The 26396-nt window shown below is 69.0% G+C and carries 17 protein-coding genes and 3 rRNA genes; 16 read left to right on the forward strand and 4 right to left on the reverse strand.

Annotation, left to right across the window (positions count from 1 at the left end; translation table 11 throughout):
* The first annotated feature begins 403 nt into the window (after positions 1–403).
* The 4 genes from OG542_RS31855 (at position 404) to OG542_RS31870 (ending at position 7641) form a co-directional block, all read left to right on the forward strand.
* A 16S ribosomal RNA gene (locus OG542_RS31855) occupies positions 404–1929 on the forward strand.
* Positions 1930–2238: 309 nt separating this feature from the next.
* Positions 2239–5360, forward strand: a 23S ribosomal RNA gene (locus OG542_RS31860).
* A 105-nt stretch (positions 5361–5465) separates the two neighbouring features.
* Positions 5466–5582 (forward strand): 5S ribosomal RNA (gene rrf / locus OG542_RS31865).
* Together the 16S, 23S and 5S rRNA genes form the textbook arrangement of a ribosomal RNA operon.
* Before the next feature lie 1315 nt (positions 5583–6897).
* The gene (locus OG542_RS31870; RefSeq protein WP_311130263.1) at positions 6898–7641 is read left to right on the forward strand and encodes a tetratricopeptide repeat protein; all 744 of its coding nucleotides are present in this window, start codon (positions 6898–6900) and stop codon (positions 7639–7641) included.
* Positions 7642–7692: 51 nt separating this feature from the next.
* On the opposite strand, the gene OG542_RS31875 is transcribed toward OG542_RS31870, so the two are convergent.
* The gene (locus OG542_RS31875; RefSeq protein ID WP_328415342.1) at positions 7693–8985 is read right to left on the reverse strand and encodes a DUF1015 domain-containing protein; all 1293 of its coding nucleotides are present in this window, start codon (positions 8983–8985) and stop codon (positions 7693–7695) included.
* 72 nt (positions 8986–9057) lie between these two features.
* Between OG542_RS31875 and OG542_RS31880 the strand changes: the two genes are divergently transcribed.
* The 4 genes from OG542_RS31880 to OG542_RS31895 all read left to right on the forward strand — a co-directional run bounded on the left by OG542_RS31880 (position 9058) and on the right by OG542_RS31895 (position 13141).
* Positions 9058–10089, forward strand: a complete 1032-nt coding sequence (locus OG542_RS31880) for an HAD hydrolase-like protein (protein WP_328415344.1) — start codon at positions 9058–9060, stop codon at positions 10087–10089.
* Between the two features lie 114 nt (positions 10090–10203).
* Positions 10204–11247 carry a FecCD family ABC transporter permease gene (locus OG542_RS31885; RefSeq protein ID WP_193480452.1) on the forward strand — a complete coding sequence of 348 codons (1044 nt, stop codon included), beginning with the start codon at positions 10204–10206 and terminating at the stop codon, positions 11245–11247.
* Entirely contained in the window at positions 11244–12284 is a 1041-nt protein-coding gene (locus OG542_RS31890; protein ID WP_328415347.1) for a FecCD family ABC transporter permease, read from the forward strand. The genes OG542_RS31885 and OG542_RS31890 overlap by 4 nt, the downstream gene beginning before the upstream one ends.
* On the forward strand, positions 12281–13141 hold the full coding sequence (locus tag OG542_RS31895) for an ABC transporter ATP-binding protein (protein ID WP_328415349.1): 861 nt from the start codon (positions 12281–12283) through the stop codon (positions 13139–13141). The genes OG542_RS31890 and OG542_RS31895 overlap by 4 nt, the downstream gene beginning before the upstream one ends.
* Here the strand turns inward: OG542_RS31895 and OG542_RS31900 are convergent.
* Entirely contained in the window at positions 13125–13472 is a 348-nt protein-coding gene (locus OG542_RS31900; protein ID WP_184597687.1) for a sterol-binding protein, read from the reverse strand. The genes OG542_RS31895 and OG542_RS31900 overlap by 17 nt on opposite strands.
* Before the next feature lie 42 nt (positions 13473–13514).
* Between OG542_RS31900 and OG542_RS31905 the strand changes: the two genes are divergently transcribed.
* The 5 genes from OG542_RS31905 (at position 13515) to OG542_RS31925 (ending at position 18799) form a co-directional block, all read left to right on the forward strand.
* A complete protein-coding gene (locus tag OG542_RS31905; protein WP_311124908.1) occupies positions 13515–13799 on the forward strand; it encodes a hypothetical protein in 285 nt (94 codons plus the stop codon).
* 7 nt (positions 13800–13806) lie between these two features.
* The gene (locus OG542_RS31910; RefSeq protein ID WP_193480449.1) at positions 13807–14622 is read left to right on the forward strand and encodes a TlyA family RNA methyltransferase; all 816 of its coding nucleotides are present in this window, start codon (positions 13807–13809) and stop codon (positions 14620–14622) included.
* Positions 14619–15524 (forward strand): NAD kinase, encoded by a 906-nt coding sequence (locus tag OG542_RS31915; protein ID WP_184597681.1) that lies wholly within the window; start codon positions 14619–14621, stop codon positions 15522–15524. Before OG542_RS31910 ends, OG542_RS31915 begins: the two co-directional genes overlap by 4 nt.
* Positions 15525–15675: 151 nt before the next feature.
* Positions 15676–17394, forward strand: a complete 1719-nt coding sequence (recN, locus tag OG542_RS31920) for a DNA repair protein RecN (protein ID WP_328418192.1) — start codon at positions 15676–15678, stop codon at positions 17392–17394.
* Between the two features lie 259 nt (positions 17395–17653).
* Positions 17654–18799, forward strand: coding sequence for a glycosyltransferase family 4 protein (locus tag OG542_RS31925; protein WP_328415352.1), 1146 nt, complete (start codon positions 17654–17656; stop codon positions 18797–18799).
* On the opposite strand, the gene OG542_RS31930 is transcribed toward OG542_RS31925, so the two are convergent.
* Positions 18792–20483, reverse strand: coding sequence for a PucR family transcriptional regulator (locus OG542_RS31930; RefSeq protein ID WP_328415354.1), 1692 nt, complete (start codon positions 20481–20483; stop codon positions 18792–18794). The two genes, OG542_RS31925 and OG542_RS31930, sit on opposite strands and share 8 nt — an antisense overlap.
* A 104-nt stretch (positions 20484–20587) precedes the next feature.
* Here OG542_RS31930 and OG542_RS31935 point away from each other — a divergent pair, with 104 nt between their 5' ends.
* Complete coding sequence (locus tag OG542_RS31935; protein ID WP_328415356.1) at positions 20588–21544, forward strand: LLM class F420-dependent oxidoreductase; 957 nt, start codon at positions 20588–20590, stop codon at positions 21542–21544.
* 69 nt (positions 21545–21613) lie between these two features.
* Here the strand turns inward: OG542_RS31935 and OG542_RS31940 are convergent, their stop codons facing one another.
* Entirely contained in the window at positions 21614–23416 is a 1803-nt protein-coding gene (locus OG542_RS31940) for a glycoside hydrolase family 15 protein (RefSeq protein WP_311124904.1), read from the reverse strand.
* Between the two features lie 520 nt (positions 23417–23936).
* Between OG542_RS31940 and OG542_RS31945 the strand changes: the two genes are divergently transcribed.
* Positions 23937–25595 carry a CTP synthase gene (locus OG542_RS31945; RefSeq protein ID WP_193480446.1) on the forward strand — a complete coding sequence of 553 codons (1659 nt, stop codon included), beginning with the start codon at positions 23937–23939 and terminating at the stop codon, positions 25593–25595.
* Positions 25596–25691: 96 nt separating this feature from the next.
* The gene (locus OG542_RS31950; protein WP_328415358.1) at positions 25692–26318 is read left to right on the forward strand and encodes an NUDIX hydrolase; all 627 of its coding nucleotides are present in this window, start codon (positions 25692–25694) and stop codon (positions 26316–26318) included.
* The last annotated feature ends 78 nt before the right edge of the window (positions 26319–26396 follow it).

Consider the following 26396-nt stretch of genomic DNA (forward strand, 5'->3'; position numbering starts at 1 on the left):
CCCGCATGCCTGAATTCGATGCCGACAGACTCGATTATGAGTTGGACGGCGAATCGGCTAACGTAGTGAATGTCGAAAGGCCGACAGGCGAAAGCCAGAGTCCAACGGCAAATCCCGCCGACAGGGAATCGGATCGAAAAAGGATCTGATAGAGTCGGAAACGCAAGACCGAAGGGAAGCGCCCGGAGGAAAGCCCGAGAGGGTGAGTACAAAGGAAGCGACCGTTCCTTGAGAACTCAACAGCGTGCCAAAAGTCAACGCCAGATATGTTGATACCCCGTCTCCGGCCATCAGGCTGGGACGAGGTTCCTTTGAAAAAACACAGCGAGGACGCTGTGAACGGTCGGGCTTATTCCGCCTGACTGTTCCGCTCTCGTGGTGTCATCCCGATTACGGGAAAACATTCACGGAGAGTTTGATCCTGGCTCAGGACGAACGCTGGCGGCGTGCTTAACACATGCAAGTCGAACGATGAACCACTTCGGTGGGGATTAGTGGCGAACGGGTGAGTAACACGTGGGCAATCTGCCCTGCACTCTGGGACAAGCCCTGGAAACGGGGTCTAATACCGGATATTGACCACCGCAGGCATCTGTGGTGGTGGAAAGCTCCGGCGGTGCAGGATGAGCCCGCGGCCTATCAGCTAGTTGGTGAGGTAATGGCTCACCAAGGCGACGACGGGTAGCCGGCCTGAGAGGGCGACCGGCCACACTGGGACTGAGACACGGCCCAGACTCCTACGGGAGGCAGCAGTGGGGAATATTGCACAATGGGCGAAAGCCTGATGCAGCGACGCCGCGTGAGGGATGACGGCCTTCGGGTTGTAAACCTCTTTCAGCAGGGAAGAAGCGAAAGTGACGGTACCTGCAGAAGAAGCGCCGGCTAACTACGTGCCAGCAGCCGCGGTAATACGTAGGGCGCGAGCGTTGTCCGGAATTATTGGGCGTAAAGAGCTCGTAGGCGGCTTGTCACGTCGGTTGTGAAAGCCCGGGGCTTAACCCCGGGTCTGCAGTCGATACGGGCAGGCTAGAGTTCGGTAGGGGAGATCGGAATTCCTGGTGTAGCGGTGAAATGCGCAGATATCAGGAGGAACACCGGTGGCGAAGGCGGATCTCTGGGCCGATACTGACGCTGAGGAGCGAAAGCGTGGGGAGCGAACAGGATTAGATACCCTGGTAGTCCACGCCGTAAACGGTGGGCACTAGGTGTGGGCAACATTCCACGTTGTCCGTGCCGCAGCTAACGCATTAAGTGCCCCGCCTGGGGAGTACGGCCGCAAGGCTAAAACTCAAAGGAATTGACGGGGGCCCGCACAAGCGGCGGAGCATGTGGCTTAATTCGACGCAACGCGAAGAACCTTACCAAGGCTTGACATACACCGGAAACGTCTGGAGACAGGCGCCCCCTTGTGGTCGGTGTACAGGTGGTGCATGGCTGTCGTCAGCTCGTGTCGTGAGATGTTGGGTTAAGTCCCGCAACGAGCGCAACCCTTGTCCCGTGTTGCCAGCAGGCCCTTGTGGTGCTGGGGACTCACGGGAGACCGCCGGGGTCAACTCGGAGGAAGGTGGGGACGACGTCAAGTCATCATGCCCCTTATGTCTTGGGCTGCACACGTGCTACAATGGCCGGTACAATGAGCTGCGATACCGCGAGGTGGAGCGAATCTCAAAAAGCCGGTCTCAGTTCGGATTGGGGTCTGCAACTCGACCCCATGAAGTCGGAGTCGCTAGTAATCGCAGATCAGCATTGCTGCGGTGAATACGTTCCCGGGCCTTGTACACACCGCCCGTCACGTCACGAAAGTCGGTAACACCCGAAGCCGGTGGCCCAACCCCTTGTGGGAGGGAGCTGTCGAAGGTGGGACTGGCGATTGGGACGAAGTCGTAACAAGGTAGCCGTACCGGAAGGTGCGGCTGGATCACCTCCTTTCTAAGGAGCACTTCTTACCGATCCCTTCGGGGTGAGGTCAGAGGCCAGTACATCAGCGAATGTCTGATGCTGGTTGCTCATGGGTGGAACGTTGACTATTCGGCCAGACCTCGGGTCGGAGGCTGCTAGTACTGCTCGTAAGAGCGTGGAACGCATGATCTCCGGGCGGGATGTGGCCGGGCACGCTGTTGGGTGTCTGAGGGAACGAAATTTCCTCAGTCGCCGGCCCCAGTGAACTCGCCTGTGAAGGGTGGGGTGATGGGTGGCTGGTCGTTGTTTGAGAACTGCACAGTGGACGCGAGCATCTGTGGCCAAGTTTTTAAGGGCGCACGGTGGATGCCTTGGCACCAGGAACCGATGAAGGACGTGGGAGGCCACGATAGTCCCCGGGGAGTCGTCAACCAGGCTTTGATCCGGGGGTTTCCGAATGGGGAAACCCGGCAGTCGTCATGGGCTGTCACCCTTGCCTGAACACATAGGGCAAGTGGAGGGAACGCGGGGAAGTGAAACATCTCAGTACCCGCAGGAAGAGAAAACAACCGTGATTCCGGGAGTAGTGGCGAGCGAAACCGGATGAGGCCAAACCGTATGCGTGTGAGACCCGGCAGGGGTTGCGTATACGGGGTTGTGGGATCTCTCTTTTACGGTCTGCCGGCCGTGAGACGAGTCAGAAACCGTTGATGTAGGCGAAGGACATGCGAAAGGTCCGGCGTAGAGGGTAAGACCCCCGTAGTCGAAACATCAGCGGCTCGTTTGAGAGACACCCAAGTAGCACGGGGCCCGAGAAATCCCGTGTGAATCTGGCGGGACCACCCGCTAAGCCTAAATATTCCCTGGTGACCGATAGCGGATAGTACCGTGAGGGAATGGTGAAAAGTACCGCGGGAGCGGAGTGAAATAGTACCTGAAACCGTGTGCCTACAAGCCGTGGGAGCGTCGCGCATTGAGTTTACTCAATGCGTCGTGACTGCGTGCCTTTTGAAGAATGAGCCTGCGAGTTTGCGGTGTGTTGCGAGGTTAACCCGAGTGGGGAAGCCGTAGCGAAAGCGAGTCCGAATAGGGCGATGGAGTAGCACGCTCAAGACCCGAAGCGGAGTGATCTAGCCATGGGCAGGTTGAAGCGGAGGTAAGACTTCGTGGAGGACCGAACCCACCAGGGTTGAAAACCTGGGGGATGACCTGTGGTTAGGGGTGAAAGGCCAATCAAACTCCGTGATAGCTGGTTCTCCCCGAAATGCATTTAGGTGCAGCGTCGTGTGTTTCTTGCCGGAGGTAGAGCACTGGATAGGCGATGGGCCCTACCGGGTTACTGACCTTAGCCAAACTCCGAATGCCGGTAAGTGAGAGCGCGGCAGTGAGACTGTGGGGGATAAGCTCCATGGTCGAGAGGGAAACAGCCCAGAGCATCGACTAAGGCCCCTAAGCGTACGCTAAGTGGGAAAGGATGTGGAGTCGCAGAGACAACCAGGAGGTTGGCTTAGAAGCAGCCACCCTTGAAAGAGTGCGTAATAGCTCACTGGTCTAGTGATTCCGCGCCGACAATGTAGCGGGGCTCAAGCGTACCGCCGAAGTCGTGTCATTGCAGCATAAGGGCCAACGCCTGCTGTGATGGGTAGGGGAGCGTCGTGTGCCGGGTGAAGCAGCCGCGGAAGCGAGTTGTGGACGGTTCACGAGTGAGAATGCAGGCATGAGTAGCGATACAAACGTGAGAAACGTTTGCGCCGATTGACTAAGGGTTCCTGGGTCAAGCTGATCTGCCCAGGGTAAGTCGGGACCTAAGGCGAGGCCGACAGGCGTAGTCGATGGATAACCGGTTGATATTCCGGTACCCGCTGTGAAGCGTCAAACATCGAGCATCGTGATGCTAAGGCCGTGAAGCCGTTCCGGACCCTTCGGGGAAAGGAAAGTGGTGGAGCCGCCGAACCAAGCGGTTAGTAGGTGAGTGATGGGGTGACGCAGGAAGGTAGTCCATCCCGGGCGGTGGTTGTCCCGGGGTAAGGGTGTAGCCCGTCATCTAGGTAAATCCGGGTGACATGAGGGTGAGACCTGATGCCGAGCCGATTGTGGTGAAGTGGATGATCCTATGCTGTCGAGAAAAGCCTCTAGCGAGTTTCATGGCGGCCCGTACCCTAAACCGACTCAGGTGGTCAGGTAGAGAATACCGAGGCGTTCGGGTGAACTATGGTTAAGGAACTCGGCAAAATGCCCCCGTAACTTCGGGAGAAGGGGGGCCACACCTGGTGAGAACACTTGCTGTTCGAGCTGGGGGTGGCCGCAGAGACCAGCGAGAAGCGACTGTTTACTAAAAACACAGGTCCGTGCGAAGCCGTAAGGCGATGTATACGGACTGACGCCTGCCCGGTGCTGGAACGTTAAGGGGACCGGTTAGTCACTCTTCGGGGTGGCGAAGCTGAGAACTTAAGCGCCAGTAAACGGCGGTGGTAACTATAACCATCCTAAGGTAGCGAAATTCCTTGTCGGGTAAGTTCCGACCTGCACGAATGGCGTAACGACTTCTCGACTGTCTCAACCATAGGCCCGGTGAAATTGCACTACGAGTAAAGATGCTCGTTTCGCGCAGCAGGACGGAAAGACCCCGGGACCTTTACTACAGTTTGATATTGGTGTTCGGTTCGGCTTGTGTAGGATAGCTGGGAGACTTTGAAACTCGCACGCCAGTGTGGGTGGAGTCGTCGTTGAAATACCAGTCTGGTCGTGCTGGATGTCTAACCTGGGTCCGTGATCCGGATCAGGGACAGTGTCTGATGGGTAGTTTAACTGGGGCGGTTGCCTCCTAAAGAGTAACGGAGGCGCCCAAAGGTTCCCTCAGCCTGGTTGGCAATCAGGTGTTGAGTGTAAGTGCACAAGGGAGCTTGACTGTGAGACCGACGGGTCGAGCAGGGACGAAAGTCGGGACTAGTGATCCGGCGGTGGCTTGTGGAAGCGCCGTCGCTCAACGGATAAAAGGTACCCCGGGGATAACAGGCTGATCTTCCCCAAGAGTCCATATCGACGGGATGGTTTGGCACCTCGATGTCGGCTCGTCGCATCCTGGGGCTGGAGTCGGTCCCAAGGGTTGGGCTGTTCGCCCATTAAAGCGGTACGCGAGCTGGGTTTAGAACGTCGTGAGACAGTTCGGTCCCTATCCGCTGTGCGCGTAGGAATATTGAGAAGGGCTGTCCCTAGTACGAGAGGACCGGGACGGACGAACCTCTGGTGTGCCAGTTGTTCTGCCAAGGGCATGGCTGGTTGGCTACGTTCGGGAGGGATAACCGCTGAAAGCATCTAAGCGGGAAGCCTGCTTCGAGATGAGTATTCCCACCTCCTTGAGAGGGTAAGGCTCCCAGTAGACGACTGGGTTGATAGGCCGGATATGGAAGCACGGTAACGTGTGGAGTTGACCGGTACTAATAGGCCGAGGGCTTGTCCTCAGTTGCTCGCGTCCACTGTGTTAGTTCTGAGACAACGAACAGTTGTCGGCTTTGAGCAGAACGAACAATTAAAGAGTGTGCTTGTTCGCTCGAAACCATTAGGGTTTCGGTGGTTATAGCGTAGGGGAAACGCCCGGTTACATTTCGAACCCGGAAGCTAAGCCTTACAGCGCCGATGGTACTGCAGGGGGGACCCTGTGGGAGAGTAGGACGCCGCCGAACAATCTTTGGAAGGACCCCTGGTCCCAGCGTTCAGCTGGGACCAGGGGTCCTTTTTTATTTTGCGGTGCGCGCCGGATGCCCGGCTGCGCGAGAATGACTTGCGGTACCGAAGACAGGAGTCACCATGTCCACCAACTCTCCCGACGACCGACCGGAGCGCGACCAGCGGCGACGGGAGGGGGACCGGAGCGACCGGAACGACCGCGGCGGTCAGCGCGGGGGCCGCGGCGGAGAGCGTGGAGGCTTCCGCCGCGACAACGACCGAGGCGGCAGCGACCGTGGCGGCAGCGACCGTGGCGGGTTCCGTCGGGATGACCGTGGTGGCCGCCCCGATCGTGGGGAGCGTGGCGGTTCCCGGCGTGACGACAACCGTGGCGGTGGGTACGGCCGGCGTGACGACCGCGATCGTGGACCGCGCAGGGACGATCGCGACCGTGGCGGGTTCCGCCGGGACGACCGCGGCGACCGCCCCGCCTTCCGGCGCGACGACCGGGACGACCGTGGTGAGCGCAGGGACGACCGCGACCGTGGCGGGTTCCGTCGGGACGACAACCGTGGCGGTGGGTACGGCCGGCGTGACGACCGCGATCGTGGACCGCGCAGGGACGACCGCGACCGTGGCGGGTTCCGCCGGGACGACCGCGGCGACCGCCCCGCCTTCCGGCGCGACGACAGGCGTGACGACCGCCGCGACGACCGTCGGGACGACAGGCGTGACGACCGCCGCGACGACCGTCGTGGCGAGCGGCGCGAGGGCGACCGTGGTGGGTTCCCCCGTCGCGACGATCGGGACCGTGGCGGTTTCCGTCGCGACGACAACCGCGACCGTGGCTTCCGCGGTGACGACCGGGACCGCGGGTTCCGCGGTGGCGATCGAGACCGCCCCAGGGACAGTGACCGCGGCTTCCGGCGTGACGACCGCGGTGGTTTCCGTGGCCGTGACGAGCGCCGTGACGAGCGTCGCGGGGACGACCGCGGGGAGCGTGGCGGCTTCCGGCGCGACGACGCCGGCCGCGGCGGGCGCCCCGGATTCCGTCGCGAGGACGGCCCCCGCAGCGACCGCGGCGACCGCGGCGACTTCCGTCGTGACGACCGTCGTGACGACCGCCGTGGGGACGACCGCGGTGGCTTCCGCGGCCGTGACGACCGCGGCGGGCACGGGCCCCGTCGGGACGACCGTGGCGACCGTCCGGCCTTCCGGCGTGACGGCGGCCGGCGTGACGGCGACCGGGGCGGCTTCCGCGGCCGGGACGACCGGCCGGGCGCCGGCCGGTTCCGTGAGGAGCGGGAGCGGGACAGGGAGCCGATCAAGCGGCTGCCGATCCCCGAGGACGTCACGGGCGACGAGATCGACAAGGACGTACGGCAGGAACTGCTGAGCCTGCCGAAGACGCTCGCGGAGGACGTCGCCAGGAACCTGGTGATGGTCGCGCGGCTCCTCGACGAGGACCCCGAGGGCGCGTACGGCTACTCGAGGGTCGCGCTGCGGTTGGCGTCGCGTGTCGCCGCCGTGCGGGAGGCCGCCGGGTTCGCCGCGTACGCCAATCAGAAGTACGGCGAGGCGCTGGCCGAGTTCCGGGCCGCCAAGCGGATGACCGGGAACATCGATCTGTGGCCCGTCATGGCCGACTGCGAGCGTGGGCTCGGGCGGCCGGAGAAGGCGCTGGACATGGCCGGGGCCCCCGAGGTGCACAAGCTCGACAAGGCCGGACAGGTCGAGATGCGGCTGGTCGCCGCCGGTGCGCGGCGTGACATGGAGCAGCTGGACGCTGCCATCGTGACGCTGCAGAGCCCCGAGCTGGCCGCCAACTCCGTGCAGCCGTGGACCGCGCGGCTGCGGTACGCGTACGCGGACGCGCTGCTTGCCGCCGGGCGGGAGAGCGAGGCGCGGGAGTGGTTCGCGAAGGCCGTGGAGGCCGACCGGGACGGCAGCACGGACGCGTCGGACCGGCTCGCCGAGCTGGACGGTGTGGAGTTCGTCGACGTCATGACCGATGACGAGAGCGGCACCGACGACGAGAGCGACGGCGGGGACTCCTCCGAGGAGGAGAAGGACTGACGTCCGGTGGAAGGGGGCGGATCCCGTCGGGGATCCGCCCCCTTCTCGTGTTCAGAGGTCCAGCGTGCGCAGTACCAGGCCCGATGCCGGCTTCGGGCCGAACGACGTCGACTTGCGCGGCATCGTCACGCCCTGGCGGGCCAGGTCGCGGACGACCTCCTCGCGGACCGGGTGCATCAGGACGGCAGTACCGCCGTCGTGTTCCGCCTTGGCGACCGTGGCGGCCGTGTCGTGGATGTAGGCGATGTGGGCGGGTGAGTCCTCGGGGATGTGCCAGACGTGCTCGAGGAGCGTGGCATGCAGGACCGTCGCGTCGAGGGTGCGCCAGGCCGCGGGGCGGTCGGCGGGGATCGTACGGGCCAGGAGATCCGGGTCCGGGTGGTCGACGAGGTGGAAGGAACCGTCGCCGGCCAGCAGGAACGCGTTGCTCTCGCAGGCCGCGTCCGCCAGCGCCTCCAGGGCCTCGGGCAGGGGGGCCACCAGGCGGCGTACCCGGAACAGACCGTGCAGGGCCGCCACGGCCCGGTCGACCGGCAGGTCGTGGAGGAGACGGTGGATGGCGCGGACCCGGAGGGGGTAGCGGGCGGTGTCGACCAGGAGGACCAGGCCGTGGTCCCACGGGCTGGGGGAAGGGTGTTCCGTGCGGAGCCGGCGGTAGGTCGCCCAGCGGTGGTGGCCGTCGGCGATGAGGGCCTGGTGACGGGCCAGGTCGGTCTGGATCGCAGCCAGGTCGGCCGGCGAGGTCACGGACCACAGGCGGTGGCTGAACCCGTCCTCCGTGGTGGTGGAGAGGAGGGGAGGCCGGTCGGCGGTGCGCTCGATCAGGTCTGCCGTGGCGGTCGTCGAGCCGTCGCCGCGGTAGGTCAGCAGGAGGGGCTCGAGGTTCGCGGAGGTGGCCCGCATCAGGGCCGCGCGGTCCGCGACGATGTGCGGCATGACGTCCTCATGCGGCAGCACCACCTGCTCGGCGGGGTCCGACACGCGCAGAGCGCCGATGATGCCGCGTTGCACCATGCCGTCGCCGTCCCGCTGCTCGTAGATGTACAGGCCGGGTTCCGGATCGGCGGCCAGGACGCCCTCGGAGAGCCAGCGGTGCAGGGTCTCGGCGGCCTGTTCGTTGCGGGCGCTGGGCGTGGCGGCCTGGGGCAGGATCAGACGCACGATGTTGTGCGGGTCGGAGGACTCGAGGTGGTGCAGGCCGTCGGGGCGTACCACGACGTCGTACGGCGGAGATGTCACGGCGGCAAGGCTGCCGACCCGGTCAGGGTCGTAACGAAGGCCTCGGAACGGGGTGAGTTCCAGGCCTCGGTGCTCCGTTGCCGCCGAGTGACCTGCTGTGTTCATCCCGGCATCGTACGGGTGTCAGTGGCATGGGGGATGATCGGGGGAAAGCCGTCGAACGAGGAGCGATGCGGGATGAGCCGGAGCGTCAGGACGAGGCCCGAGGGCAGTGGGCAGGCCCTGAGCGAGGCGTACGACACGGCGCTGCTCGATCTGGACGGGGTCGTGTACGCGGGAGGGAGCGCGATCGCGTACGCCGTCGAGTCCCTGGCCGAGGCACGGGCGGGCGGGATGCGGCTCGCCTACGTCACGAACAACGCGCTGCGGACTCCGGACACCGTGGCCGCGCATCTGACCGAGCTGGGGATACCGACCGGCGCGGACGACGTCATCACCTCGGCGCAGGCGGTCGCGCGGCTGATCAGTGAGCAGGTGCCGCAGGGCGCCCGGGTGCTGGTGATCGGCGGCGACGGGCTGCGGGTGGCGCTGCGCGAGCGCGGGCTCGTGCCCGTCGAGTCAGCGGACGACGATCCGGCGGCGGTGGTGCAGGGCTTCGGCGGGCCCGAGCTGCCGTGGGGCCGGTTCGCGGAGGCCAGTTACGCGGTCGCGCGCGGCGTGCCGTGGTTCGCGTCCAACACCGACCTGACGATTCCGAGCGGACGCGGGATCGCGCCGGGCAACGGCGCGGCGGTGGAGGTCGTCCGGATCGCCACGGGCGCCGAGCCGCAGGTCGCGGGGAAGCCGCTGCCGCCGATGCACCGGGAGACCATCCTGCGGACCGGGGCGAAGCGGCCGCTCGTGGTGGGGGACCGGCTGGACACGGACATCGAGGGCGCGTTCAACGGGGACGTCGACTCGCTGCTCGTCCTGACCGGGGTCACCGACGGCGCGCAGCTGCTGGCCGCGCCGCCGCAGCACCGGCCGACGTATGTGGACGCCGATCTGCGGGGGATGCTCAGCGGCCAGCCGGACATCGACGCCGCGGGTGACGGCGGGTTCCGGTGCGGAGGCTGGACGGTGACGGCTGGTGCGGAGGTGCTGGAGCTCGACGGGGACGGCGAGGCGCTGGACGGGCTGCGCGCGCTGTGTGCGGCGGCGTGGACGGCCGCCGGTGAGGGTGTGTGCGAGCTGGACGGGGGGAAGGCGCTGGCAAAGCTGGGCCTCTGAGCACCGGTTGGGATCCGCGGTGCGCGGGCACGCTACGGCTGCGCGTGCGTCCGGAGGGCCGTGGCCGGGCTCCGGAATCGTGATCGAATGGCAGGGTAGGCTAACCTAACCTGCGTGTTGGTCGAGAGTCCCCCCGAACAGCGCGCGGAGACCGCCCCCGCGCCCCCGACTCGACGGGTGGTACGAGCCTTTGGGCTGGTCCTGGCCGTCGCGATCCTGGTGCTCGTCGCGCTGGCGAGTATCGCGATCGGAGCGAAAGAGCTGTCTCTCGGGCAGGTCTGGCACGGTCTGTTCGAGGACTCGGGGACGTACGGCGATGTCGTCGTCGCTGAGCGGATGTCACGAACCGTGCTGGGGCTGCTCGCCGGTGCCGCCCTCGGTCTGGCCGGCGCGGTTCTGCAGGCCCTCACGCGCAACCCGCTTGCCGATCCCGGGCTGCTCGGCATCAACGCCGGAGCGTCCGCCGCGGTCGTCACGGCGATCACGTTTCTCGGGGTCACCTCGCTCAGTGGGTATGTCTGGTTCGCGTTCTTCGGCGCCGCCGCGGTCGGGGCGCTGGTCTGGTTCCTCGGTGGCAGCCGGGGTGCGACGCCGGTGCGGCTCGCGCTCGCCGGTACGGCGATCAGCGCCGCGCTCTACGGCTATCTCCAGGCCGTGATGATCATGGACGACGCGGCGCTCGGCAAGATGCGGTTCTGGACGGTGGGTTCGCTCTCCGCGGCGACCGACTCGACCATCGAGCAGGTCCTGCCGTTCCTGCTGGCCGGGACGGTCCTGGCGCTGGCCCTGGCCCGGCCGCTCAACGCCATGGCCATGGGAGACGACACCGCCAAGGCGCTCGGCGCCAACCTGAACCGGACCCGGGCGCTGTCCATGCTGGCCGCGACCGTGCTGTGCGGGGCCGCGACCGCCGCCTGCGGGCCGATCGTGTTCGTCGGGCTGATGGTGCCGCACGTGGTGCGTTCCTTCACCGGGCCCGACCTGCGCTGGATCCTGCCGTACGCGGCGATCCTGTCGCCCGTGCTGCTGCTCGGGGCCGACGTCATCGGCCGGATCGTGGCCCGGCCGGCGGAACTCCAGGTGGGCATCGTGACCGCGATCCTCGGCGGACCGGTGTTCATCTATCTCGTACGACGGCGGAGGACGGCGCAGCTGTGAAGACCATCAACCGTGCTGTGAGGTCCCCGGGCGGGCTCTCGATACGCCTGGACGTGCGGGCCTTCATCGTCGTGCTCGTGCTGCTGGCCGCGGCGCTCACGGCGAGTGTCGTGCTCATCGGCACCGGCGACTTCCCGATCCCGGCCGCCGATGTGCTGCGGACGCTGTTCGGCCAGGGCAACGAGGGCCAGGAGTTCATCGTCAACGAGCTGCGGCTGCCGCGGGTCCTGGTCGGACTACTGGTCGGCGCCTCCCTCGGACTCGGCGGCGCGCTGTTCCAGTCCATCTCCCGCAACCCGCTGGGCAGTCCGGACGTACTCGGCCTCGGACAGGGGGCGACGGCCGGCGCGCTCACGATGATCGTGCTGTTCTCCGGGGACGCGAACCAGGTAGCCCTGGGCGCGCTCGTGGGGGGCCTGGTGACCGGGCTCGCGATCTACGTGCTCGCCTGGAAGCGGGGCGTGCACGGCTACCGGCTGGTGCTGGTCGGCATCGGCGTCTCCGCGATCGTCACGGCGGTCAACGGCTATCTGCTCACCAAGTCCGACATCGTGGACGCGGCCCGCGCGGTCGTGTGGATGACCGGATCCCTCGACGGCCGTGACTGGGACCAGGTGTGGCCGCTGCTCGGGCTGTGCGCCGTGCTCGTGCCGCTCGCCCTCTGCAACGCGCGTGGGCTGCGGATGATGGAGATGGGCGACGACTTGTCGTACGCCCTCGGGGTGCGGGTGGAGCGGGTGCGTCTGCTGCTGATGGTGGCGGCCGTGCTGCTCACCGCGTCCGCGACCGCCGCGGCCGGTCCCGTCAGCTTCGTCGCGCTCACCGCGCCGCAGCTGGCCCGGCGCCTGACCCGTTCGCCCGGCCCGAACCTGCTGCCCTCCCTGTGCATGGGCGCGGCCCTGCTGGTCACCGCCGACTGGCTCTCGCAGCGGGCGTTCGGCGCCGAACAGCTGCCCGTGGGCGTGGTCACCGGCGTGCTGGGCGGTGTCTACCTGCTGTGGCTGCTGGTCACCGAACGCAGGGCGGGCCGGATATGAGCAAGAACCAAAGGAGCACTGTGAACCGTCTGTCCGCCGAGAACGTCACACTCGCCTACGACCAGCGGGTGATCGCCGAGCAGCTGTCGGTGGAGATACCCGACAACTCCTTCACCGTGATCGTCGGCCCCAACGCGTGTGGCAAGTCGACGCTCCTGCGGGCACTGTCGCGGATGCTCAAGCCCAGCGAGGGCCGGGTGCTGCTCGACGGCCAGGCCATCCAGTCGATGCCCGCGAAGAAGGTCGCCCGCACCCTCGGTCTGCTGCCCCAGTCGTCCATCGCGCCCGACGGCATCACCGTCGGCGACCTGGTGGGCCGTGGCCGCTACCCGCACCAGGGCATTCTGCGCCAGTGGTCGGCCGACGACGAGCGCGTCGTCCAGGAGTCCATGCGGCAGACGGGCGTCGCCGAGCTCGCCGAGCGTTACGTCGACGAGCTCTCGGGCGGTCAGCGCCAGCGTGTGTGGATCGCCATGGCGCTCGCCCAGCAGACCCCGCTGCTGCTGCTCGACGAGCCGACGACGTACCTGGACATCCAGCACCAGATCGACGTGCTGGACCTGTGCGCGGAGCTGCACGAGGAGCAGGGGCGCACACTCGTCGCCGTGCTGCACGACCTGAACCACGCCGCCCGCTACGCCACGCACCTCATCGCCCTGCGCGAGGGAAGCGTCATCGCCGAGGGCGCGCCGAAGGACATCGTCACGGCCGAGCTGGTCGAGGAGGTCTTCGGGCTGCGCTGCCAGGTCATCGACGACCCGGAGACGGGCACGCCGCTGGTGGTGCCGGCGGCGCGGCGGGTACGCGCCGGGGCAGCGGCCGGGGCCGAGAAGGTGTCCGCTACAGAAGCTTCCTGAGCTGGAGCAGGTCCCGCACGCCCGCGTGCAGCTTCACCCGGCCCGAGCCCCAGGCCTTTGCGAAGCTCAGCTCGCCGTCGACCAGCGCCACCAGATCGTCGCCGGCCATGACGAGTCTGATCTCGGCCTTGGCGGGCGGCGGTCCCTGCACGGTGTCGTGCACCTCGATCCGCCCGCCGCGCATCCGGCCGACGAAGGTGACGTCCAGGTCCGTGATGTGGCAGCTCACCGAACGGTCCATGGCCGCGGCGTCGCGGACGTCCCCTTCGGCGCGCTGCATGTTGTCCGAGAGCTTGTCGAGTGCGCTGCGGCACTCCTCGATCGTGGCCATCGCCGACGACGGTACCGCAGCGGTTCGCGGTAGCGTCGTGGCATGGACGACGCAGTTCCCGAAGCGGCGCCGGTGCGGGAAGAAACCGAGCCCGAGTGCGACCCCGCGGCCCCCGCGCCCCTGAACGTGCCCCGCACCCCCACGGGCGTCGCCGACGTGGACGCGTCCCTGGACCGGCTCGGCGACGCGGACCACCTCGCCACGGACGGACACATCGAGGTGTACGAGGATGTACACCGGGGGCTGCGCGACGCGCTCACCGCGCTCGACGCCCGCCCGGGACCTCCGGCGCCCCCGTCGCAGCACCAGCACGGACCTAGGAGCTGAACCGAACGTGGCAGGAGTCGCACGCCGCCGTCTCGACGCGGAGCTGGTCCGCCGGAAGCTCGCGCGCTCGCGTGAGCATGCCGGCCAGCTGATCGCCGCCGGGCGCGTCTCCGTCGGCAAGACCGTCGCGACCAAGTCCGCCACACAGGTGGAGACGGCGGCCGCGATCGTGGTGGCCCAGGACGACGGCGATCCCGACTACGTGTCCCGGGGCGGCCACAAGCTCGCCGGCGCGCTGGAGGCGTTCGTGCCGCAGGGGCTGGCCGTCGAGGGGCGCAGGGCGCTCGACGCGGGTGCGTCCACCGGCGGTTTCACCGATGTTCTGCTGCGGTCGGGCGCCGCTCATGTCGTCGCTGTGGACGTCGGATACGGACAACTCGCATGGGCCCTCCAGAACGATGAACGCGTCACCGTCAAGGACCGTACGAACGTACGCGAGTTGACGCTTGAAGCGATCGATGGGGAGCCAGTGGATCTTGTCGTGGGGGATCTGTCCTTCATCCCGCTCGGGCTGGTCCTGCCCGCCTTGGTGCGGTGCGTGAAACCGGACGCCGATCTGGTGATGATGGTCAAGCCGCAGTTCGAGGTGGGCAAGGAGCGCCTCGGCAGCGGGGGAGTCGTACGCAGCGTCCAGCTGCGGGCCGAAGCGGTACGGGGGGTGGCCGGGAAGGCCTGGGGGCTGGGGCTCGGGGTGAAGGGCGTGACGGCCAGTCCGCTGCCCGGGCCGTCGGGGAATGTCGAATACTTTCTGTGGCTGCGGGCCGGGGCACCGGAACTGGACCCGGCCGATGTCGACCGTGCAGTGGCGGAGGGGCCGCGTTGACCGAGAACCGAGCTCGTACTGTTTTCCTGCTCGCCCACACGGGGCGGCCCGCGGCCGTGCGCAGTGCCGAGCTGGTGGTGAAGGGGCTGCTGCGCTCCGGCCTCGGCGTGCGAGTCCTGGCGGCCGAGGCGCGTGACCTGCCGCTGCCGGACGAGGTGGAGCTGGTCAGGGAAGCCACTCCGCAGTGCCTCGACGGGTGCGAGCTGCTCATAGTGCTGGGCGGTGACGGCACGCTGCTGCGCGGCGCCGAGTTCGCGCGGGCGTCGGGCGTACCGATGCTCGGCGTCAACCTCGGACGGGTCGGGTTCCTCGCGGAGGCCGAGCGGGACGACCTCGACAAGGTCGTCGACCGGGTGGTGACCAAGGCGTACGAGGTCGAGGAGCGGATGACCGTCGATGTCGTGGTGCACCGTAACGGCGACATCGTGCACACGGACTGGGCGCTGAACGAGGCGGCCGTGCAGAAGGTGTCCGCCGAGCGGATGCTGGAGGTCGTCCTCGAGATCGACGGGCGGCCCGTCACCGGGTTCGGCTGTGACGGGATCGTGTGTGCGACGCCCACGGGGTCGACCGCCTACGCGTTCTCGGCCGGTGGACCGGTGGTGTGGCCGGAGGTCGAGGCGTTGCTGATGGTGCCGATCAGTGCGCACGCGTTGTTCGCGAAGCCGTTGGTGACATCGCCGGATTCTGTGTTGGCTGTGGAGGTTCTGCCACACATTCCGCCGGGTGTGCTGTGGTGTGACGGGCGGCGGACCGTGGAGTTGCCTGCGGGGGCGCGGGTGGAGGTGCGGCGGGGGGCTGTGCCGGTTCGGCTGGCCCGGCTGCATCATGCGTCCTTCACGGACCGGCTGGTGGCCAAGTTCGCGCTGCCTGTTTCCGGGTGGCGGGGGGCTCCTCATTAGCGTGGTTGCTCGTCGTCGGCGGGTGCGGGGTGTCTGTGGCTTGTCGCGCAGTTCCCACCAAGAAGGGCACTACCACTCGCGTGGGTGACAGGGGTGGGCCAGTCGCAATTGCTTGCCCGGACCTCGTAAGGTCGTGTCCGTGTTGGAGGAGATGCGGATACGGTCGCTCGGTGTGATCGACGATGCCGTGGTCGAGCTGTCACCCGGGTTCACCGCTGTCACCGGTGAGACGGGTGCGGGCAAGACCATGGTGGTCACCAGCCTGGGATTGCTGCTGGGCGGGCGCGCCGACCCTGCGCTCGTGCGGATCGGGGCTGGCAAGGCGGTCGTGGAGGGGCGGATCACCGTCCCGGACGACGCCACGGCCGCCGTACGCGCCGAGGAGGCCGGGGCCGAGCTCGACGACGGTGCCCTGCTGATCAGCCGTACCGTTTCCGCCGAGGGGCGCTCGCGGGCGCACCTGGGCGGGCGCAGCGTGCCCGTGGGGGTGCTCGCCGAGCTCGCCGACGAGCTGGTGGCCGTGCACGGGCAGACCGATCAGCAGGGGCTGCTCAAGCTGTCCCGGCAGCGGCAGGCGCTCGACCGGTACGCGGGCGACGCCGTCGCCGTGCCGCTGGCCAAGTACGGCGAGGCGTACAAGCGGCTGCGGGCCGCCTCCGTCGAGCTCGACGAGATCACCACGCGCGCGCGGGAACGGGCCCAGGAGGCCGACATGCTGCGCTACGGGCTCGACGAGATCGCCGCCGTCGAGCCCCGGGCCGGTGAGGACGTGGAACTGGCCGAGGAGGCCGAGCGGCTGGGGCACGCCGAGGCACTGGCATCCGCCGCGGCGGCCGCCCACGCGGCGCTCGCGGGCAATCCGGAGGACCCCGAGGGCGTCGACGCGGGGACACTCGTCGCGGGCGGCCAGCGGGCCCTGGACGCCGTACGGTCGTACGACCCGGCGCTGGCCGCGCTCGCCGACCGCATCGGGGAGATCGGGATCCTGCTTCGCGACGCGGCGGGGGACCTGGCCGGGTACGCCGACGATCTGGACGCCGATCCGCTGCGGCTGTCGGCCGTCGAGGAGCGGCGGGCCGCGCTCACCGGGCTGACCCGGAAGTACGGCGAGGACATCGCCACGGTGCTGGCCTGGGCCGAGACGAGTGCCGCCCGGCTGACCGAACTCGACGGCGACGACGAGCGGATCGGGGAGCTGACCGCCGAGCGGGACGCGCTGCGGTCCGAACTGGGTGGTCTCGCACAGGCGTTGACGGACGCGCGGGCGGAGGCCGCCGAGCGGTTCGCCGCCGCCGTGACCGCAGAGCTGGCCTCGCTCGCCATGCCGCACGCGCGCGTGTCCTTCGACATCCGGCAGACCGAGGACCCGGAGGGCGTCGAGGTCGGCGGACGGGCGGTCGCGTACGGGCCCGCGGGTGCCGACGAGGTCGAGCTGCTGCTGGCCCCGCACCCGGGCGCGCCGCCGCGGCCGATCGCCAAGGGGGCGTCCGGTGGTGAGCTGTCGCGCGTGATGCTGGCCGTGGAGGTCGTGTTCGCGGGGACGGATCCCGTGCCGACGTATCTCTTCGACGAGGTCGACGCCGGTGTCGGTGGCAAGGCGGCGGTCGAGATCGGCCGGCGGCTCGCGCGCCTGGCGAAGACCGCGCAGGTCGTGGTCGTGACCCATCTCCCGCAGGTGGCGGCCTTCGCCGACCGGCAGTTGCTGGTCGAGAAGACCAACGACGGCTCGGTCACCCGTTCCGGTGTGAAGGTGCTGGAGGGGGAGGACCGGGTCCGGGAACTGTCCCGCATGCTCGCGGGCCAGGAGGACTCCGAGACGGCCCGGGCGCATGCGGAGGAGCTGCTGGCGACGGCTCGGGCGGACATGTAGCGGGAGGGCGCACTGGCGTTCGGTCGCATGGTCGGGCAGGCGTGCCCCATCTTCACTCGTGTGGGTGACCCGGCCCGGCGCATTCCTCCCGATGCCGCGCCCCGCTGTCGCGCCGCAAGGCTTCCGGCGTTCCCGGGACCCCCGTATGTGCTGGCATCCTTGGCGGAGTACGCGTAGGAAACCGCGCGGTGCGTTCCCCGCGCTCGTTCGTTCTGTACGTTCGTCGTGACCGCCCGACCCGAACCAGGAGCCCGGCCACGTGACCCCCGTGAGCAGCCACTCACCGCCTGGCCAGTCGCCGCTGCGCACCGTGCAGGTGCTGGGTGGAGGCAATGCCGCCAGCAGTGCGCATGTGCGCTCGCTGGCCGCGGGGCTCGTCGCGAGGGGCGTGAAAGTCACGGTGTGCGCCCCCTATGAGGCGGATCACGCCTATGACTTCAGCGGCGTCGGGGCCGATCATGTGCACGTGCCGCGCAGCAGTGACCCGGTGTCGGTGGCGGCCCTGCGGGCGGCCTGCGCCAACGCCGATCTGGTGCATGCGCACGGGCTGCACGCCTCGTTTCGTGCCGTGCTCGCGCTCAGCGGGCGGCGCGTGGGTACTCCGCTGGTCGTGACGTGGCACGACCGGGCGCACGCCGACGGTGCGCGTGCCCATCTGCTGCGGGTGCTGGAGCGGCGGGTAGTGAAGGCGGCCACCGTCGTGCTGGGGACGACGTCGGCGCTCGTGGACGCGGCGCGGTGGACGGGTGCCCGGGACGCGCGGCTCGCGGCCGTCGCGTTGCCCGTCCCCCGCAGGCCCGTGGAGCCCGACGATCCCGACGGACTGCGCCCCAAGGTGCGTGCCGAACTCGGTGCCATCGGGCGGCCGCTGCTGATGGCCGTCGGCTCCCTGGAGCGGCATCGTGGCTACGACGTGCTGCTGGACGCCGCGCGCGCGTGGCGCCGCCTGGACCCCGTCCCCCTGGTCGTGATCGCCGGGGAAGGGCCGCTGCGCGGCGAGCTCCAGGAGCGGATCGAGGGCGAGGGGCTGCCCGTCCGGCTCATCGGGCGGCGCGACGACATCACCGACCTGCTCGCGGCCGCCGACCTCGCCCTGCTGCCGAGCCGGTGGGAGGAGGCACGCTCCGTCCTCGCCCAGGAGGCGCTCCATGCGCGCGTGCCGCTCGTCGCCACCGACGTCGGCGGTATTCCCGAACTCGTCGGCGACGCGGCCGAAGTCGTCCCGCACGGGAACGCGGAGGCGCTCGCCGACTCCGTCGTACGCCTGCTCGGCGACCCGGCGCGCAGGGAGTCGCTGCGGGAGAAGGGCGCCCGGCAGGCGGCCACCTGGCCGAGCGAGGACGAGACCGTCGCCCAAGTGCTCAGCGTGTACGACGAGTTGACCCAGATTCGGCCCCTCACCTGAGGATCTGGGAGACGTGCCTGCGGGCCCGCAGCGCCAGGCTCAGGGCCAGTACCGTCTGCGGGTCGTCGAGGTCCGTGCCCAGCAACTCCCCGATGCGGGCCAGGCGGTTGTACAGGGTCTGCCGGTTGAGGTGGAGTTCCCGGGCGGTCTCCGCCTTGCGTCCCGCGTGGGCGAGATACGTCGCCAGAGTGGGCAGCAGCGGTGGCCGGGAGCGGCGGTCGTGCTCCAGGAGCGGGCCGAGGGCCCGGTCGACGAAGGCGGCCAGGTCGGGGTGGTCGCGCAGCCGCCACAGCAGCAGGTCGATGTCCAGACGCCGGGCGTCGTACCAGGGCCGGTCCGGCAGGCCCTGGGCCGCGGTCGCCGTCTCGGCGGCGTGCCGCAGGCCCGCAGCCGCCGCCGTCCAGCCGCCGGCCATCCCCACGACCACCACCGGCGGCTGTCCGCCCGGCCGCAGCATCCCGGCCCGCTCCACCCCGGCCCGCAGCGCCGCCGCGACCCGGTCCGCGACCGTCTGCCGTTCCGGCTCCGAGCGCAGCCCGAGCAGCACCGGCACCCGGCCCTCCACCGGCCGCACCCCGAGCAGCACCGGTACGCCCACCGACGCCAGTTCCTCGGCGACCGCCCGGGCCAGCACGGCCCAGCCTCCCCCGCTCTCGGCTCCGCTCGAGCGGGCGGTACCCCCATCCGGGGACAGGGCGTCTCCGAGCCGCATGACCATCGGCAGCAGCGGGCCCTCGCCCGGTCTGAAGCCCAGCACGCGTGCCTGCGCCGGGGCGTCCTCCGCCGTGACCCGGCCCTCGGCGAGGTCCGTGAGGAAGTCGCCGCGCCCGCGTGCGGCCAGTTCCTCCTCCTGCCGGGCCTGCATCAGCACCACGGCCAGGATGCCCGCGGCCCGCTCGGCCGCCATCCGGTGCACGGGCGCCAGGGAGGTCCGCACGGGCAGCAGGACGAGACGCGCACGGACGCCACCGCTGCCGGGCCCGCCGCCCGGTACGTCCACCAGGACCGAGCCCGGGAGCGGCGGCTCGTCCTTGTGCTGGTCGCGCAGCCCCTCCCACACCTGGAGCGGGTCCGTACCCTCGGGACCGGCCCCGGCGGCGTACAGCAACTGCCCGTCCGCCGTCTCCAGGAAGACGGGGTTGGTGCCGAAGTCCGCCAGAATGCCCAGCACTTGGGGCACACCGCCACCGCCCAGGAGGGCCTCGGTACACCGCCGGTGCACCTCCTCGGCCCGCTGGAGCAGCGCGTAGTGGCCGTTGACGATCTCGGTGTGGACCTCCTCCGTGACCGTGACGAACGGCACCTCCCGGTGCAGCTGGACGAGCGGCAGGCCGGCCGACCGGGCCGTGTCGACGAGGGCGGCGGGCAGCCGTGTGAAGCGCGGGCCGAGCTCCACCACCAGGGCCGCGATACCGCGCTCGGCCAGCGTGCGCACGAACGCCCGCTGTTCGGCCGGGCGGGTGCCGAGGCCGTAGCCCGTGGTCAGCAGCAGTTCGCCGCCCTTGAGCAGCGAGGCGATGTGCGGCACCTCACCGGCGTGCACCCAGCGCACGGACCGCCCGAGCCGGTCGGCGCCCGCCAGCACCTCGGGCAGCCCGCTGCGCAGCCCAGGCAGCTCCAATGCCCGCTGCACGGTGATCCCGGCGCCCTGGGTGTCGTGACCGCTGTCCGTCCCGCTGTCCATGTGCCGGACGCTACCCGCGCCGGTGCCTCCCGGACATCTCCGGCGGGGCACGGAGTCGATCACGCCCCGGATTACGGCCTGATCGACCGGGTACGGGCGCTGTCATGGACATCAGCGTGGTGGCGGTAGGGCGGGAGGACGACAGTCCGGTCGAGGAGCCGTTGCGGGTCGCGGTGCTCGCCGACCGGCTCGGGTACCGGGAGGTGTGGGCGGGCGAGGGACCGACGTGGGACTCGTTCGTCCTGGCGGCGGCGATCGGCGCGGCCACCGAGCAGGCCGTGCTGACGGCCGGGCCCGTGCCGGTGTCGGTGCGCGACCCGCTCACCATCGTCCGGGGCGCTGCGTCCACCGCGGCCCTCACCGGCCGGCCCGTCGGTGTGGCACTCGGCACGTCCAGCAAGCGGGTCGTCGAGGGCGTGCACGGGCGGCCGCGGACCCGCCCCGCCGCCGCTCTCGAGGAGTCGGCGGCGGCCGTACGCGCGATGTGGGACAGCGTGCCGGGCGATCCGATCGTGCCCGGCAGCGACTTCCCGCGCCGTCTGCCGCCGCCCGGGGGTGAGGTCACCGTCGCGGCGTTCGGCGAGCGCGCGATCGCCGCCGCCGTCGGGCACGCCGACCGGATGCTGCTCGACATCGTCTCGCCGGAGCAGGTCCGCATCCTGCGGGCGCGTATGCTCGCGGCCGCCGAGCGGGCGGGCCGTACACCGCCCCGGCTGGCCTCCTGGCTGCCCGCCGCCGTGGACCCGAAGCCGGAGACGCTCACGCAGGTCCTGCGCAGCGTCGTCGGCTATCTCGCCGTGCCGGGCTACAGCGACATGTTCGTCGACGCGGGACTCGCCGAGGTCGTCGAACTGGCCGCCAAGGGCGCCGACCGGGACACCCTGCTGCGGGCCCTGCCGCCCGAGGCCGCGGGCACAGTGGCCCTCGTCGGCGACGCCGACACCGTCCGCGCCCGTATCGACGCCTACGCCGAGGCCGGCCTCGACGAGATCGCTCTGGTTCCGGCCACAGCGGGCGATCCGGCGGGGGAGCGCACGCTCACGGCCCTCAGGCCGCGGTGACAGAACGCGCCGCCGGACGCACGATCACCTCGCGTGTCCGGCGGCGCGCAGATCCGCCGTCCGGCCCGTTCAGCCCCCGTAGGCGCCCGAGGCCGTCAGACGCAGAGCCGTGTCGATCAGCGGCACGTGGCTGAACGCCTGCGGGAAGTTGCCCACCTGGCGCTGGAGGTGCGGGTCCCACTCCTCGGCCAGCAGCCCGAGGTCGTTGCGCAGGGACAGCAGCTTTTCGAACAGCTTGCGGGCCTCGTCCACGCGGCCGATCATCGCCAGGTCGTCGGCCATCCAGAACGAGCAGGCGAGGAACGCGCCCTCGTCGCCGGGCAGACCGTCGACGCCCGCGTTGTCGCCCTCCGTGGGGTAGCGCAGGATGAAGCCGTCCGGTGTGGACAGCTCCCGCTGGATCGCCTCGATGGTGCCGATGACGCGCTTGTCGTCCGGCGGCAGGAAGCCCATCTGCGGGATCAGCAGCAGCGAGGCGTCCAGCTCCTTCGAGCCGTACGACTGCGTGAAGGTGTTGCGCTCCTTGTCGTAACCCTTCTCGCACACGTCCCGGTGGATGTCGTCGCGCAGTTCCTTCCACCGCTCCAGCGGGCCGTCGGCGTCACCGGACTCGATGAGCTTGATCGTGCGGTCGACCGCGACCCAGGCCATCACCTTGGAGTGCACGAAGTGGCGGCGCGGACCGCGCACCTCCCAGATGCCCTCGTCCGGCTCCTGCCAGTGGCCCTCCAGGTAGCGGATCAGCTTCAGCTGGAGCAGCGAGGCGTAGTCGTTGCGCGCCAGGCCCGTCATGTGGGCCAGGTGCAGGGCCTCGGTGACCTCGCCGTACACATCCAGCTGGAGCTGGTGCGCCGCGCCGTTGCCGACCCGGACCGGGCCGGAGTTCTCGTAGCCCGGCAGCCAGTCCAGCTCCGCCTCGCCCAGCTCGCGCTCGCCGGCGATGCCGTACATGATCTGCAGGTTCTCCGGGTCACCGGCCACGGCCCGCAGCAGCCACTCGCGCCAGGCGCGGGCCTCCTCGCGGTAGCCGGTGCGCAGCAGCGAGGACAGGGTGATCGCCGCGTCGCGCAGCCACGTGTAGCGGTAGTCCCAGTTGCGGACGCCGCCGATGTCCTCCGGCAGGGAGGTGGTGGGCGCTGCGACGATGCCGCCGGTCGGGGCGTACGTCAGGGCCTTCAGCGTGATCAGCGAGCGGATCACGGCCTCGCGGTAGGGGCCGTGGTACGTACAGTGGTCGACCCACTCGCGCCAGAAGTCCTCCGTCGCCTCCAGCGACTGCTCCGGCTCGGGCAGCGGCGGCGGCTCCTTGTGCGAGGGCTCCCAGGAGATCGTGAACGCGATCCGGTCACCCGGCGCGACCGTGAAGTCCGCGTACGTCGTCAGCGACTTGCCGTACGTCTCCGCGGATGTGTCGAACCACACGGAGTCGGGACCCGCGACGGCCACCGTCCGCCCCTCGTGCTTGTGCACCCACGGCACCACGCGCCCGTAGGAGAACCGCATCCGCAGCGCCGAGCGCATCGGCACCCGGCCCGAGACGCCCTCCACGATCCGGATCAGCTGCGGGGCGCCGTCACGCGGCGGCATGAAATCGGTCACCCGGACCGTGCCCCGCTGGGTGTCCCACTCGGATTCCAGGATCAGCGAGTCACCGCGGTAGCTGCGCCGGGCGGCGGTGGGTGGCTCCTGGTCGGAGGCGTACGCGGGGCCGAGCCGCCAGAAGCCGTGCTCCTCGGTGCCCAGCAGGCCGGCGAAGATGGCGTGCGAGTCGAAGCGGGGCAGGCACAGCCAGTCGACTGTCCCGTCCCGGCAGACCAGGGCAGCGGTCTGCATGTCTCCGATGAGTGCGTAATCTTCGATGCGCCCGGCCACGTGCAACTCCAGTCGAACGGCCACGTCACCCCACAAGGGGCTGTCGCTAGTGCGGTCAAGGGGGGTTTCAGCAAGTCTTGCAATGCGTCGTTGAGCGATGAAGCAAAACAGGTAACTCAGCCGTGACGCAAAGCGCCCATTGTTGCTCAACGAACTGACGAGGTCACGTTGTTCCGGCGCTCACGGGCGGGGGGTGGTGCCGTTGGGCCGGGCGGGCTCGGCAGCGAGTGTCCGAGCAGGATACGACGCACGCAGATGATCTGTGTGCCGCTCCGGGCAAGGCGGGTACGCCGAACGAGTGAGCAACGGGTGAGAGACCGGTAACGGTGATCGCCTCCGTGTCGACGTGCGTGCGGAGCGTGGCCGGAAGCCGTCGCCCCGCGGCGCTGATACGCTGGTAGCCCGTGGACCGGTGGGCCAGCAAACCCCCGAACCGCAGCGACGGCAACCCCCGGAGAAGCCTCCGGCAGGCAGCCGAACCGCACCTCCAGATCGCGACCACGGGAGCCCCCTCTTGGCCATGCCGCCCGCTGCTTTTCGAAACTCGACGACCAAGCACATCTTCGTCACCGGGGGTGTCGCCTCCTCGCTCGGCAAGGGTCTGACGGCCTCCAGCCTCGGCATGCTGCTCAAGGCTCGCGGTCTGCGCGTCGTGATGCAGAAGCTCGACCCGTACCTGAACGTGGACCCGGGCACGATGAACCCCTTCCAGCACGGTGAGGTGTTCGTCACGAACGACGGCGCCGAGACCGACCTGGACATCGGCCATTACGAGCGCTTCCTCGACCGCGACCTGGACGGCTCCGCCAACGTCACCACCGGCCAGGTGTACAACACCGTGATCGCCAAGGAGCGGCGCGGCGAGTACCTGGGTGACACCGTGCAGGTCATCCCGCACATCACCAACGAGATCAAGCACCGCATCCGCCGCATGGCGACGGACGAGGTCGACGTCGTGATCACCGAGGTCGGCGGCACGGTCGGCGACATCGAGTCGCTGCCGTTCCTGGAGACCGTCCGCCAGGTCCGTCACGAGGTCGGCCGTGACAACGTCTTCGTCGTCCATATCTCGCTCCTGCCCTACATCGGCCCCTCGGGTGAGTTGAAGACGAAGCCCACCCAGCACTCGGTTGCGGCCCTGCGCAACATCGGAATCCAGCCGGATGCGATCGTGCTGCGCTGCGACCGCGAGGTGCCCACCGCGATCAAGCGGAAGATCTCGCTGATGTGCGACGTCGACGAGGCCGCCGTCGTCGCCTGCCCCGACGCCCGCTCGATCTACGACATCCCGAAGACCGTGCACGGCGAGGGCCTGGACGCCTACGTCGTCCGCAAGCTGGACCTGCCGTTCCGGGACGTCGACTGGACCACCTGGGACGACCTGCTCGACCGCGTCCACAAGCCCGACCACGAGATCACCCTCGCGCTGGTCGGCAAGTACATCGACCTGCCCGACGCCTATCTGTCGGTGACCGAGGCGCTGCGTGCCGGCGGCTTCGCCAACCGGGCCCGCGTGAAGATCAAGTGGGTCACCTCCGACGACTGCAAGACCCCGGCGGGCGCGGCCCAGCAGCTCGGCGACGTCGACGGCGTCTGCATCCCCGGCGGCTTCGGCGACCGCGGTGTGCTCGGCAAGGTCGGTGCGATCAAGTACGCCCGCGAGAACAAGATCCCGCTGCTCGGCCTCTGTCTCGGCCTGCAGTGCATCGTGATCGAGGCCGCGCGCAACCTGGTCGACATCGCCGACGCGAACTCCACCGAGTTCGATCCGGCCACCGGCCACCCCGTCATCTCCACCATGGCCGAGCAGCTCGACATCGTCGCCGGTGAGGGTGACATGGGCGGCACGATGCGGCTGGGCATGTACCCGGCCAAGCTGGCCGAGGGCTCGATCGTGCGCGAGGTGTACGACGGCAAGGAGTACGTCGAGGAGCGGCACCGTCACCGGTACGAGGTGAACAACGCCTACCGGGCGGAGCTGGAGAAGAAGGCGGGTATCCAGTTCTCGGGCACCTCCCCGGACGGCAAGCTCGTCGAGTACGTCGAGTACCCGCGCGACGTCCATCCGTACCTGGTCGCCACCCAGGCACACCCGGAGCTGCGCTCGCGCCCGACGCGTCCGCATCCGCTGTTCGCCGGGCTCGTCAAGGCCTCGGTCGAGCGGAAGACTTCGAAGTAACACACCAGTTGTACGGTGGCCGGGGTGCATCCCTTCAAAGGGTGTGCACCCCGGTTTCTTTTCAGCAGGTCGGGTCGGGTACGTGGAAGGACAGGCATGACGATCAAGGACACCCCGGAGGAGTGGGAGATCCGGGCGACGGACACCCCCTTCGTGGGCAACAAGACCTCCGTCCGCACCGACGACGTGGTCATGCCCGACGGCACCGTGGTCGGCCGTGACTACCAGGTCCACCCCGGCTCCGTGGCCGTCCTCGCCCTCGACGAGGCCGACCGCGTCCTGGTCCTGCGCCAGTACCGCCACCCCGTGCGTCACAAGCTGTGGGAGATCCCGGCCGGTCTGCTCGACGTCCCCGGCGAGAACCCGCTGCACGCCGCGCAGCGCGAGCTGTACGAGGAGGCGCACGTCAAGGCCGAGGACTGGCGGGTGCTGACCGATGTCTACACCACCCCCGGCGGCTGCGACGAGGCCGTACGGATCTTCCTCGCCCGCGATCTGTCCGAGGCCGAGGGCGAGCGCTTCGCGGTCGAGGAGGAAGAGGCCGACATGGAGCTCGACCGGGTCCCGATCGAGGACCTCGTCCGGGGCGTGCTGGCCGGCGAACTCCACAACAACTGCCTCGTGGTGGGCGTCCTGTCCCTGGTCGCCGCCCGCGCGGGCAACGGTCTGGACGCACTGCGCCCGGCCCAGGCACCGTGGCCGGCGCGGCCCTTCGAGGCGTAGAGGCTCCGCTGGGGGGGGCGCGGATGGTGGGTGCCGCGAAGGTCGTCGGTCGGGTGCGGCGTCGCCGTGGTTGGTCGC

This window comes from Streptomyces violaceus (assembly GCF_036014075.1).
Classification (GTDB): Bacteria; Actinomycetota; Actinomycetes; order Streptomycetales; family Streptomycetaceae; genus Streptomyces; species Streptomyces violaceus.